This is a genomic window from Streptomyces sp. NPDC090045 (genome assembly GCF_044747975.1).
GTDB lineage: Bacteria > Actinomycetota > Actinomycetes > Streptomycetales > Streptomycetaceae > Streptomyces.
Window position 1 is genome coordinate 1 of the sequence record NZ_JBIVFA010000014.1, and the last position, 11,543, is coordinate 11,543.

At 69.0% G+C, this 11,543-nt stretch carries 15 protein-coding genes; 8 read left to right on the forward strand and 7 right to left on the reverse strand.

Annotated features, from left to right (window positions below; genetic code table 11):
* Positions 1–197: 197 nt before the first annotated feature.
* On the forward strand, positions 198–983 hold the full coding sequence (locus ACIPYQ_RS30475; protein ID WP_401257108.1) for a hemolysin III family protein: 786 nt from the start codon (positions 198–200) through the stop codon (positions 981–983).
* A gap of 66 nt (positions 984–1,049) precedes the next feature.
* On the opposite strand, the gene ACIPYQ_RS30480 is transcribed toward ACIPYQ_RS30475, so the two are convergent.
* On the reverse strand, positions 1,050–1,394 hold the full coding sequence (locus ACIPYQ_RS30480) for a PRC-barrel domain containing protein (protein ID WP_401257110.1): 345 nt from the start codon (positions 1,392–1,394) through the stop codon (positions 1,050–1,052).
* A 517-nt stretch (positions 1,395–1,911) separates the two neighbouring features.
* Between ACIPYQ_RS30480 and ACIPYQ_RS30485 the strand changes: the two genes are divergently transcribed.
* A complete protein-coding gene (locus ACIPYQ_RS30485; protein ID WP_401257429.1) occupies positions 1,912–3,120 on the forward strand; it encodes a PP2C family protein-serine/threonine phosphatase in 1,209 nt (402 codons plus the stop codon).
* Between the two features lie 48 nt (positions 3,121–3,168).
* Here the strand turns inward: ACIPYQ_RS30485 and ACIPYQ_RS30490 are convergent, their stop codons facing one another.
* Complete coding sequence (locus tag ACIPYQ_RS30490; protein WP_385358118.1) at positions 3,169–3,507, reverse strand: MerR family transcriptional regulator; 339 nt, start codon at positions 3,505–3,507, stop codon at positions 3,169–3,171.
* A 1,278-nt stretch (positions 3,508–4,785) separates the two neighbouring features.
* On the opposite strand from ACIPYQ_RS30490, the gene ACIPYQ_RS30495 reads away from it, so the two are divergent.
* Both ACIPYQ_RS30495 and ACIPYQ_RS30500 read left to right on the forward strand, forming a co-directional pair.
* Positions 4,786–5,001 (forward strand): hypothetical protein, encoded by a 216-nt coding sequence (locus ACIPYQ_RS30495; protein WP_401257112.1) that lies wholly within the window; start codon positions 4,786–4,788, stop codon positions 4,999–5,001.
* A 213-nt stretch (positions 5,002–5,214) separates the two neighbouring features.
* Positions 5,215–5,388, forward strand: a complete 174-nt coding sequence (locus ACIPYQ_RS30500) for a CsbD family protein (RefSeq protein ID WP_266594583.1) — start codon at positions 5,215–5,217, stop codon at positions 5,386–5,388.
* A gap of 74 nt (positions 5,389–5,462) precedes the next feature.
* Here ACIPYQ_RS30500 and ACIPYQ_RS30505 read toward each other — a convergent pair whose 3' ends face one another.
* The 3 genes from ACIPYQ_RS30505 to ACIPYQ_RS30515 all read right to left on the reverse strand — a co-directional run bounded on the left by ACIPYQ_RS30505 (position 5,463) and on the right by ACIPYQ_RS30515 (position 6,890).
* Positions 5,463–5,909 carry a DUF2267 domain-containing protein gene (locus ACIPYQ_RS30505; protein WP_389114476.1) on the reverse strand — a complete coding sequence of 149 codons (447 nt, stop codon included), beginning with the start codon at positions 5,907–5,909 and terminating at the stop codon, positions 5,463–5,465.
* Between the two features lie 54 nt (positions 5,910–5,963).
* Positions 5,964–6,359 (reverse strand): DUF2267 domain-containing protein, encoded by a 396-nt coding sequence (locus ACIPYQ_RS30510; protein WP_401257114.1) that lies wholly within the window; start codon positions 6,357–6,359, stop codon positions 5,964–5,966.
* Positions 6,360–6,455: 96 nt separating this feature from the next.
* Positions 6,456–6,890, reverse strand: a complete 435-nt coding sequence (locus ACIPYQ_RS30515) for an Hsp20/alpha crystallin family protein (RefSeq protein ID WP_351147638.1) — start codon at positions 6,888–6,890, stop codon at positions 6,456–6,458.
* A 129-nt stretch (positions 6,891–7,019) separates the two neighbouring features.
* Here ACIPYQ_RS30515 and ACIPYQ_RS30520 point away from each other — a divergent pair, with 129 nt between their 5' ends.
* From ACIPYQ_RS30520 to ACIPYQ_RS30535, 4 genes are all read left to right on the forward strand, one after another.
* Positions 7,020–7,700: an HSP18 transcriptional regulator gene (locus tag ACIPYQ_RS30520; RefSeq protein ID WP_401257116.1), complete on the forward strand. Its 681-nt coding sequence runs from the start codon at positions 7,020–7,022 to the stop codon at positions 7,698–7,700.
* Positions 7,701–7,774: 74 nt separating this feature from the next.
* Complete coding sequence (locus ACIPYQ_RS30525) at positions 7,775–8,173, forward strand: STAS domain-containing protein (protein WP_401257118.1); 399 nt, start codon at positions 7,775–7,777, stop codon at positions 8,171–8,173.
* A gap of 419 nt (positions 8,174–8,592) precedes the next feature.
* Positions 8,593–8,868 carry an isoamylase early set domain-containing protein gene (locus tag ACIPYQ_RS30530; RefSeq protein ID WP_266594579.1) on the forward strand — a complete coding sequence of 92 codons (276 nt, stop codon included), beginning with the start codon at positions 8,593–8,595 and terminating at the stop codon, positions 8,866–8,868.
* A gap of 1,412 nt (positions 8,869–10,280) precedes the next feature.
* Entirely contained in the window at positions 10,281–10,640 is a 360-nt protein-coding gene (locus tag ACIPYQ_RS30535; protein ID WP_401257120.1) for a hypothetical protein, read from the forward strand.
* 106 nt (positions 10,641–10,746) lie between these two features.
* On the opposite strand, the gene ACIPYQ_RS30540 is transcribed toward ACIPYQ_RS30535, so the two are convergent.
* Together ACIPYQ_RS30540 and ACIPYQ_RS30545 are read right to left on the reverse strand one after the other, a co-directional pair.
* On the reverse strand, positions 10,747–11,058 hold the full coding sequence (locus ACIPYQ_RS30540) for an SCO5918 family protein (RefSeq protein WP_327736547.1): 312 nt from the start codon (positions 11,056–11,058) through the stop codon (positions 10,747–10,749).
* 51 nt (positions 11,059–11,109) lie between these two features.
* The gene (locus ACIPYQ_RS30545; RefSeq protein WP_383934380.1) at positions 11,110–11,514 is read right to left on the reverse strand and encodes a CBS domain-containing protein; all 405 of its coding nucleotides are present in this window, start codon (positions 11,512–11,514) and stop codon (positions 11,110–11,112) included.
* Positions 11,515–11,543 lie beyond the last annotated feature (29 nt).

Here is an 11,543-nt window from a genome sequence, read left to right on the forward strand (position 1 = left end):
CACTCCCCGCCGACCCCCCCCCCGTGGGGGGGGCGGGCCCCCCGCCCCCACACCGGGGCCGCGTACACACCCGGTCGGGGTCGTTCCGGGGGGGGGGGCCGGGGGCGGCCCGCCCCCCCCCGCGCCTGCGGGCAAGCTCCTAACATGAGCACGTGGTTGCCAGTGACGCCCAGCAGTCCGAGGCAGGAAGGGAAGCAGTGTCCCGCGACGACGTCGAAACCGGCGGTGTGTCTTCCGCACCGACGGTCGGAGGATGCGAGGCAAGTGGTCCTCCCTCCGGATCGCACCGTGACAAGGCCGCCGAGGACTCCCACCCGGTTGCCGACCTGGTCGAGCGAGCGGCCGATCTGGTGGAGCCGATCAAGCCGAAGCTACGAGGCTGGCTTCACGCCGGAATGGTCCCCGCATCGCTGGCCGCGGGCATCGTTCTCATCTGCCTGGCTGGGACGCCGCACGCCACCCTGGCCTGCACCGTGTACTCCGTCACCGCCTGGATGCTGTTCGGGACGAGCGCCGTCTACCACCTGGGCATTTGGGGACCACTCGGTGAGGCCGTTCTGCGTCGCCTCGACCACGCCAACATCTTCCTGATCATCGCCGGCACCTGTACCCCGCTTGCCGTGCTTCTTCTCCCCCCTGACCAGCGGTCCGTCCTGCTGTGGATCGTGTGGACGGGCGCTCTGGCCGGCATCGCCTTCCGTGTCCTGTGGGTCGGAGCTCCCCGCTGGCTGTACACCCCCTGCTATCTGGCCCTGGGTTGGGCACCGGTGCGTTACCTGCCCGACTTCCTGGACAGTGGTGGGGCGCCCGTACTCGCCTTGATCGTGACCGGCGGGCTTCTTTACAGTGCGGGCGCGGTTGTCTACGCCCTTCAGCGCCCCGACCCCTCGCCCCGCTGGTTCGGCTTCCACGAGGTCTTCCACGCCCTGACCGTGGCAGCCTTCACCGCGCACTACATCGCCATCTCCTTCACCGTCTACTGAGCACGGCAATGTTCTGCCCGGAGCTGCTGTCGCCCTGGGGCGGGCGAGTTGCCGGCTGGCTTCGGGTCAGGGTGCGAGGGGGCGGCGGAGGGAGAGGTAGTAGTTGCCGACGGCGGACAGGTAGCGGTGGTCAGCCGTTTCGCTGTCGGTGGTGAACTGGGGAGCGGCTTTGATCTCTTCCAGGGTCCCTGAAACCTTTACCGTCCGTGTTTCGGTGTCGATGCCGTCGACGGCGCCGGCCGGGATCAGAATGCTCTTGCCGAACACCCACACGCCGGTGTCGACGACCAGGTGTTGCATGCCGGGCTGGTCGTGCTGGCGGTCCACGTGCCCGATGGTTCCGTCAGCCGCCGCAACCGTGAACCCCACCAGTGACTGCCGGGACGTGTAGCCGCTGTCCTGCGCGTACATCCACACACCGCTCACAACCCCGTCTCCTCACGCTCGGCTCGAAGGCGGTGGCCACAGCCACACCGCCGGCTGACTCGTCCATTGCCCCGGTGCTTGCCTCGTAACCGGGTCCTCAGAGGATTCCGGGCGCGCGTGCTATGCCGGTGGCCGGGCGGCGTCCCCGAGTAGGGCCGATGCCTGCTGTTCGGGTGAACCAGTCAGGCAGCGCGGCCTGCGCGGGCAGCAGCAGCCATCTGGCGTGTGGGTCCTCGGGCAGGGTTGAGGACGGTCGGCCCTGCGGGTTTCTCGGATCTGTGCCGGCCGTGGTCACAGGCCGCGACCCCAGATGGATGGCTTCGACGAGGCAGTGGGGGCCGACCGTAAGGCCTCGGGCGCTCGGAAAGAGCGTCAGGGAGCAGTTCTCGTGGAGGGGCCGGTCCCACGGTGTCGGAGGAGGAGAGGAGCGGTCATGCCGCCAACCGAGGAGCGAGATCCAGGCGCCCATCAGGGACGCGCCGGCGGAGAGCAGCTGGTGGAGGTGGACCTTGCGGGCGTGCTCGCGGCGGCGGAGTCCGCCTCCCCTGTGGAGTCCCTGGACGTCGTCGCACGGATGCTCAGGGAGCGCCTGAACGCTGCTGTGGTCTCGTTCCTGATCGTCGACTTCACCGGGTCGTCCGTGGTGCGGCTCGGGGCAGCCGACAGCGTCGAGTCCGACGAGCCCCCTGAGCGCGTCGCTCTGCCCGGCACCCTCTACGCGGACGCGTTGCGCACACAGCGGCCAGCCCTCCAGCAAGAGGGCAACAGCCGGGTCAGGGTCGTGGCGCCCGTCACCAACCGCGGCGACGCCATCGGCCTGCTCGAACTCTTCCTGCCGGATCACCCCGACGACTTCGCGATGAGGCAGATCGGCGCGACCGCTCACGCCCTGGCCTACATCGTGATCGCCAATCGGTCCTTCACCGACGTCTACCAATGGGGTCGCCGTACACGGCCCCTGAACCTGGCCGCCGAGATCCAGCACCGACTCCTGCCCACCTCACTGGCGTGTGAGGCAGCCCAGTTCACGGTCGCCGGAGCGCTGGAACCGGCCACGCACGTCGGCGGTGACACCTTCGACTACGTCGTCGACCGCGACACCATGCAACTCTCCGTCACCGATGCCATGGGCCACGACGTGGAAGCCGCGCTACTCGCCACCCTCGCAGTGGGCGCCCTTCGCAGGGCCAGGCGTGCCGGCGCCGAGCTCGAAGTACAGGCCTTGGAGGCCAACCGGGCCGTCATCGCCCACGGCAGGCGGGGCTTCGTCACTGGGCAGCTGCTGCGCATCAGCCTGCTCGACGGGACCACCCAGTTCGTCAACGCCGGGCATCCCTGGCCGCTGCGCCTCAGGCGGGAAAGGGTCGAGCAGATGGTTCCCGAGGTCGATCTCCCCTTCGGTATCCAGCCACGTACCGCCTATCGGGTGCAGCAGCTGGACCTGCAGCCGGGTGACCGCCTCGTGATGCTCACCGACGGCATGCTCGAGCGCCGCGCTGTGGAGGTCGATCTGCCCTCCCTGATTGTGCGCACGGGCGATCTCCACCCCCGCGAGGCCTCCCGCGCCCTGGTCGCCGAGATTCTGCGCGCACATGGCGGCCGTCTCCAGGACGACGCGACGGTCATGTGCCTGGACTGGCACGGTACCCACCAGGTCACACGCAGCGCTGACGCCGGGGCGGACCTGGCGGAGGCGTCCGCACCCGAATAGCACTCCTTCGACGACCGAGGCCCGCCGATCCCGACGGGCACACTCGGGTCAGGCCGAGGACGGCGGCCCGGATGATTCGGCGGCGCGGCGGTACTCGGCGTTGATGCGCTGGGCTTCCTCGAGCTGGTCTTCGAGGATGATGATGCGGCAGGCGGCCTCGATGGGGGTGCCCTGGTCGACGAGTTCCCGGGCGCGGGCGGCAATGCGCAGCTGGTAGCGGGAGTAGCGGCGGTGGCCGCCCTCGGAGCGGAGCGGGGTGATCAGGCGGGCTTCTCCGATGGCGCGGAGGAAGCCCTGGGTGGTGCCGAGCATCTCGGCGGCCCGGCCCATCGTGTAGGCGGGGTAGTCGTCGTCGTCGAGACGGCCGAACGAGTCGTCTGCTGTCATTGAACCTCTCTCGTGGAACGCGTGGAGGGGCCCTGGTGCCGTACGGCACCAGGGCCCCGAAGGAACTACTACACCATCTGTCGGCCCTGATACTGCGCCGACCCTGTGTTTCCGCCGACCCGACCGAGATGCTGCCGGGAGTGCGGGGATCGCGGTTGCTTGACCGGAGACCACCTCACTATCGATGTCCTGCGGTACCCGGGCTCAAGGCTTCCGCCCGGGCGATCCTGATGGTGCTCGGCTCCTCCGTTCTTCCCTCGGTGATCAACTGCTTACTGCTGGTACTGCTCTACTGCGTACTGCTGGTGGCCTGTGTCAGCGCCACTCTTCGGCAGCCAGCCCCGTTGCCCAACCTGCGTCTGCTCTGGCTTAGAACCCCACTGCCGAACTTCCCGGTGCGCGCGCCCGCAGCCGACGCCTTCACCGAGGTGCTACTCACTTACTTCACTGCTGGGTACTTCGAACTGCACTTACAGGTACTGCCACTGCGTTAACTGCTGGTACTGCTCACGGCGGCCCCTGATCACTGCGGGCCACCCGGTCCGGTCGTCAGTCCCGTCGCCGTCTTGCAACAACCTGGCTTCGGAACTCCACCACCGCACCGTCCTGCGCACTGCAACTGCGGGTACTGCTGCCCGGCAGTTCGTCTCTGCCAGGCCTTGCTGTCTCTCTGGGCTACGAGAGAAACCATAACCACGCCACAGCTCAATGTCTACTCCGGCCGTCATAGATTTTCGTGTGGCGGGTGAGGAGGTAATCGACCTCGAACGCACGGTCGCTCCTGTCGATGCGCAGCACAGGGAGCAGCTGGGGGCGGTCAACGGTGTGTGCCTCATCGAGGGCCAGAGCAACGGTCGAGAGCGTCGCGGCACACAGGAAACGGTGTCCTGAGGATGGAAGAATCGTTTTGACGAACGTGACGGACGATCATTGGACGGACTCCAGCCGCGGCGCACAGGCCGGCAGCGGCCAGCGCAGAGCGGTTGGCCGACTTCCGGTACAAGCGCGCCGAAGGCCTTCCCGTAGCCCGGCACACGCCCGTGGCCGGATTCCCGGAGAACCCCCGGACCAGGGCACACCCCTGTACACGCAGCTTGCCGAGGAATGGGCTGCCCGCGGCGCCGCCGTCCCCGGCCTCCCCGACCCGCTGTGGCAGCGTCTGGCCTCTTCCGAACACCTCAGGCGCGAGACGGAAAGCACCTTGCGCCAGCTCCACCTGGCGGGGGAGGCCCGCCCCGTGGATGGCTCAGCCGAGTCGGTTCAACCGGAGGCACTCCCGTGAACCACGCTGCACTGGTGTGCCGGGGCTGCTTGGGCAACCTCTATGCCGTCTCCACCGACTGCGCCCCCGCCGCACCCTTGCCCACCTGGGAAGTCGACCACGACCACACCCCGGCCGACTGCCCCCTGCGCCCTCTCCTGCCGCTGGAAGGTGCGGCCGCTCACGTCCACGAGCTCCCCGACGCAGGCCACGTCCTGACCGAGCCGGCCTGACACGATTCCGGCTCGTCACCACCTCGCTCCGGCTCGCTGGCACGGTCACCTCCATGAGGCGCCGCGCGGACCGCTGCGACATCCAGGCCGGCTGGCCCATGGCCGAACGCTTCGCCCCGAGCGTCACCGTTGCCAGCCCGTCTGTTTAAGGAGGGATCCACCGGCCATACGGGGTTCCGTAAGACCTTTCCATCGAACAGGGAGTGATCAGCTGTGTCTGGTGAGCAGAAGGCCGAGGCGAAGGGCGAGCAGGCCAAGGGCAAGCTCAAGGAGACCGCTGGCCGCCTGACGGGCAATGAGCGGATGACCGCCGAGGGTCGCGCGGAGCAGGCCAAGGGCGATGCCCGCGAGGCCAAGGAAAAGATCAAGGACACCTTCAAGCACTGACCCTCGTGTGCACGGGGCCGGGACCGCAGGAGCGGTCCCAGCCCCGTTGCACGTCCGCGCGCAGCCGGCTCCGGTCAGGCGGCGGCGCGCTGAGGCCGGCGCAGTTGCGCCTGTCCGAAGAGGAGGGCGTAGTCGTCGGGGAGTCGCTGGAGGACGCGGGCGAGGAGGTCGGGTCCGGCGAGCGCGGTGACGGTGGCGAGTACGGCGCCGGTGTCCCAGCGGGCGATGGCCGGGCTCACGCCGGTTCGTGCGGCCAGGTCCTTGACGAAGCCCCAGCCGGTGAGCTGCTCGGTATCGGGGATCTGGGCGGTCAGGGTGAGGGCGGCTTCGACGGGCAGGCACTGGGCGAGGTCGACGCGCTCGTCACCGGTGACCTGCCGGCCGAGCGCGGCAAGCACGGTGCGGACGGCTTCTTCCGCGCGTTCGCGGGTGGGGTAGGCGCCCTCGTAGCGGACGCGTTCCAGCATCTGGTCGAACGTCATGGCGGGGGTGGGCCGGTCCGGTCGAGGCTGGTCGTACATGGTGCTGCGGTTGCCTTTCTCTTCGAAGGTTCGAGTTCCGGCCGTCGGCGCCGGTCAGATGGGCTGGGGGTGGCCGAAGAGGAGGTCGTAGCCGGGCGGGAGCTGGAGCAGGACCTCGCGCATGAGGACGTCACCCGCCGCTGCGGCCACGGTGGAGAGGACCGCGCCGATGTCCCACAGGGCCGTCTTCTCGGTGGCGCCCTCGATCCAGGCCGCGGTCGCGCGGACGAAGCGTTCGGGTGAGAGCGGTTCGGCGGCCTGCAGGGGATTCAGAAGGATCAGGGCGTACGTCTCGGGGAGCCGGGCGGCGAGCTCGGCCCGCACGGTGCCGACCAGGTGCGCGCCCAGTAGGGCCAGGACGACGCGCGCCGCCCGTTCGGCTTCCGGGAGGGTCGTGTACTCGCCGCGTTCCTGGACGTGGGCCAGGAACGCCTCCCTGCGTATCGACATCACGTCACCTCCGGGGAGGGGTGAAGGGGCGAGAGGCGCGGAGGACGGGGTGCCGGAGGGGGATCGGTTCCCCGTCCTCCGCCGCTTCGGGGCCGATCAGCCGGAGATCTGCTTGCGGCCGGATTCGCCGCCGATGCTGATCTTCCGCGGCTTGGCGCGCTCGGCGATCGGGATCCGCAGGGTCAGGACGCCCGCGTCGTAGTCGGCTTCGATGTGCTCGGTGTCGAGGGTGTCGGCCAGCATGATCTGGCGGGAGAAGACGCCCAGGGGCCGCTCGGAGAGCTCCATCTGCACTCCGTCGGACTTCCCCGTGGGCCGACGCTCGGCCTTCACCGTCAGCATGTTCCGCTCGACGTCGATGTCGATCGCCTCGGTGCTCACGCCGGGGAGGTCGAAGGCGATCACGTACACGTCGCCCTGACGGTAGGCGTCCATCGGCATCACCGACGGCTTCGACCACGTGCCAGACGCACCCGACAGCTGCTGGACGATCCGGTCCATCTCGCGGAACGGGTCGGTGCGCATCAACATCGCGAAACACCTCCAGTTGGTTCAGGCAGAAACTGCCAATGCGCTTCAACGTGCCTCCGTTGTAACATGTCATCGAAACGATGACAAGTAAGCAGTCATCTGGAGGATGACAAACCAACGGAGAGTCCCATGAACGAGGCCGAACGCGAGGCCACCCCACCGCCCGCCCAGGTCCCCTTCCTCGCCGCCGCGGCGGCTCTGGAGACCATCGACCAGGCCCTGCGGGACGCGCAGCGACCCTCCGCAGCACCAACGACGGCCCCGACGGGGCGCGCGCCGGACCCGGGTCCACACCCGGCCCTGGCCGCGCTGTTGCTGCTGCGCGAGGTCCGCGAGCAGCTCGCCGACTGGGAGAGCGGGCTGATCGAGACCGCCCGCGGGCGGGGCGCGAGCTGGGCCGACCTCGCGGGCCCGCTCGGGGTCGCCAGCCGCCAGGCCGCCGAACGGCGCTACCTGCGGCTGCGCCCGGGAGCGGTCGGGAGTACCGGCGAGCAGCGCGTCCAGGCCACGCGCGACACGCGCGCCGCCGACCGCACGGTGACCGCCTGGGCCCGCGACCACGCGGCCGACCTGCGCCGTCTCGCCGGCCAGGTCACCGCTCTGACCGGTCTCCCCGACGGTGCCGAGGGCGCCGTCGGCGACCTGAACCTGGCCCTCGCCGACGACGACGCCGCCCGCCTCGTCCGCCCTCTGATCGACACCCGTGCCCACCTGCGACCCGAGGACACCGAGCTCGCCGAACGCATCGACGCCCTGACCCGGCACACCGACCGGCTCCGCCAGGAAACCCACGACCAGCGCAGCACCTGACCCGCCCCTCCCCCGAACCGCCGACCGGACCACGGGCTTCGGGGGCCACGCCACGAACCCAGGAGTGACCCACCATGGCCGAACGCCCTTCCCCGGAGGCCGGCGGCAACGCCATCGCCGTGGAAGTCCTGGAGCACGCCGTTGCCATCAGGCCCTCGGGCGAGATCGACATCGAGACAGCCCCCGCCCTGCGGTTCGCCCTCGCCGAAGCCCTCACCCACGCCTCACCGGCCAAGCCCGTGACGGTCGACTGCAGCCGCGTCTCCTTCTGCGACTCCTCCGCGCTCAACGCACTCCTCGTCGCCCGGCGCGCAGCACAGGAGACCGGAACCGTCGTCCGCCTGGCAGCCCCCAACCACCAGCTCCTGCGCCTCCTGGAGATGACCGGCACCCTGCCCCTCTTCCCCGCGGACCACGACCCGCCGCCCGGCGACCGCTCTCCGGAGGGATGGTCGGACGGCCTGCCTCAATAGGCACACAGGTCGCGTACGGGCGCCGCCCGGGTCACCGGCGGGGACGGTCGCCTTCCGGGGCCAATCCCCTGGCGCCGACCAGGACCGAACCCTCGGGCCACCCTTGCTGAAGTGGGCTGGAGTGGGGGTGACACTTTTGGCGCCAGCCGGTCCGAAGTTTGGCGTGCTCGCGGAACGTCTGCTTCGCATGGCGCAGGACCCGGCCGGTGTGGCTACGGGGCCCCGGCCGGGTCCTGCTTGCGTGGGGCAACCGTCGTCGTACCCCACGTGCACTGTCACATGTGCCCGGTTGCGCGTCCTGCTGGGTGCAGCGGGTGGGTGACCCGGTGGGCAGTACGGCGGCGTCGGCGTGCGCGGCTCCTGCTCTGCCCTGACCATGGGCCCGTACTGTCCCTCCCCCTGTCCGTCAGGAGTCTCTCGTGCTCGAACGCGCCGTGCGCAAGAACCGCGCCAAGGTCACTTTCGTTCTGCCCGCCGACACGCCTGCGGCCGAGGTGAGCGTGGTCGGCGACTTCAACGACTGGTGTCCCGGCGTGCACCCTCTTACCCTCCGCAAGGACGGCAACCGCGCGGTCACCGTTGAGCTGCCCACCGGCAGCAACCATTCCTTCCGCTACCTGGCCGCCGGCGACTACTGGTTCAACGACGACACCGCCGACGAGCAAGACGGCCCCAACAGCCGTCTCCGCACCTGATCGCGTATGGCAAGTGCTCTCCGATGCCGGCTTCCAGAAGATCGCTACCGCCGGCGAAGGTGCGCACCTGATCCGGCATGGCTGCGGCGTCATGGTCGCTTGGCTTCCGGCGGGACACGCTGCCGCGAGTAGTGGGCGAATAAGTCCGGGCAGCCGCCGTCCTGGGCGATGAAACCGAGCCCTTCTCCGCGTGCAACCTTCACGGCGAGGCCTCCCACTCGATGCGGACGCGGAGGTAACGCCCGGGTTCGTTACCATCTGGGCCGCCCCCACGAGTGTGCCGTGGTCGACGAGCTCCCGGACGGGGGCGGCGGTGCGCAGCTGGGTAGCGGGAGTAGTGGCGGAGGACGCCGGCGAGCGGAGCGGGTGATCAGACAGGCCTGGAGAGGAAGAGGGGGCGGAACGAAAGGAGGGGCCCCGGTGCGTTCAGCACCGGGGCCCCGAAGGAACTGTTACACCATCTGCCGGCCTAGTCCTGCGCCGGCCTACTGTTTCCGCCGACCCGTCCGAACGGGGACAGGCTGTGCGGGGATCGCGGTTGCTCGACCGGAGATCACCTCACTATCGATGTCCTGCGGTACCCGGACTCACGACTTCCGCCCGGGCGATCCTGATGGCGCCTCAACTCCTCCGTTCTTCCCTCGGTGATCAACTGCTTACCAAACGGGAGAGACTGCGAACTGCGGGTTACCACTCACTGCGGTACTGCTCTACTGCGTACTGCTGGTGGCCTGTGTCAGCGCCACTCTTCGGCAGCCAGCCCCGTTGCCCAACCTGCGTCTGCTCTGGCTTAGAACCCCACTGCCGAACTTCCCGGTGCGCGCGCCCGCAGCCGACGCCTTCACCGAGGTGCTACTCACTTACTTCACTGCTGGGTACTTCGAACTGCACTTACAGGTACTGCCACTGCGTTAACTGCTGGTACTGCTCACGGCGGCCCCTGATCACTGCGGGCCACCCGGTCCGGTCGTCAGTCCCGTCGCCGTCTTGCAACAACCTGGCTTCGGAACTCCACCACCGCACCGTCCTGCGCACTGCAACTGCGGGTACTGCTGCCCGGCAGTTCGTCTCTGCCAGGCCCTGCTGTCTCTCTGGGCTACGAGAGAAACCATAACCACGCCACAGCCCAATGTCTACTCCGGCCGTCATAGATTTTCGCGCCCGTCGAGGAGAGCTAGACCTCTGCGGTGGGACCAGATGTGCAGAGCATCCTGCACAGCAGGTCAGGGGCTCGGACGCCCTGTCCTGTACGGCCGCCGTACCGGTGGATTCGGCTGGCCCATGGTCACCGCAGCGCCCGAGCAACCGGTGTCACCCGTCGGCCCTCCGGCAGGAAGACGGTGAGTGCTCTTCTCGACCGGTAGTCCTCCCCGTCGAGAGAACGGGACGACCGGTGCATAAAATCGGCTCCCATGTCGAAGCCTGACGAGCTGCTCGTTGACGTTGCCACCCTGGTGGAGTCCGGGCAGAGCAATCAGATGTCCCTGACCGTTGTCACCGGTGGCGCTGTCATCACCGGTCGGCTGGCACCCGAAGCCGTGTGGAGGCAGCGGGTGTCGGAGGTCCTGACGGATTCCGCCCGCCTGTGCGAGTTCGCCGCCATCTTCACCGCCACGACACCCCACGAGGGGCCGCCCACTCATCTGCACTTCCATGTGGCCCGCATCCTTCAGGGCACGGTGGGGATCCCGGAGACGGGTGGGATGTACCGCGTCTCGATCGCGGATGTCAGCGCCTGGACCATGGGCGACTTCAGCTACTCCGACCACTGACCGACATCGCGTAAGAACCCCTGGGTACGCGGGAGGGCCCGACCGGCCTGTGCCGGTCGGGCCCTCCTCGCTGTGTTCGGGTGTCGGCTCGCGCCGGTCCTGTCCGTCAGACGGTCACCGGGATGCCGAGCATCGCGGAAGCCTGCTGGAGCGGGCTGAGGACGCGCCTGGGCGCGGCGGCCCGGGGGAGGCCGCGGCAGGTGAACCCGAGCTGGGTCATGGCCCGGAGGACTTCACCGGCGCTGAAGTCGCGGCGGTCCTGGCGCGTGATGACCTGACCGACCTGCTTGACGGGGTAGGTACGGCGCCCGATGATCACGGACTCGCCGACGACCTGCTCGGGCTTGATGCCCTTCATCGACTCCAGGACACCGCTCTTGGTCAGGTCGAACGGGAAACGGGCGATGACGCAGCGCATGTTGCCTCACAGGAAGAAGAAAGGGGGACGGTCGTGCCGTGGTGAGGCGGTTCAGCGGGCAAGGGCGAGGACGCCCAGAGCACTGCCCTGCTCATCGACGACCGGCAGGGCATCGAGCCGGCGGTAGCGCATCGCGTGCTCGGCTTCGGCCATCGTGGTCAAGGGCGAGGTAACCGGCCCGCGGTCTCCCAGGAGGTCGCGGATACGGACCTGGTCCGTGTACGCCGCGCTGTCGCGGACGGTGGCGAGCCTGGCCTGGGTGACCAGTCCGGTGCACAAGCCGTCCTCGTCGCAGACGAGCAGATGACCCGCGCGGGCACTGGCCATGACGGCCAGGGCCACCTCGACCGTCATGTCGTCACAGACCTGTGGACCGGCCGCCTCCATCGCCTCGTCCACCGTCCGGTGCACAGGGTGGGCGTTCGCCGAGCGGGGCTGCATCTGGACCAGCGTCAAAACGTGCCTCCTGCAGAGATGGGTCAGTT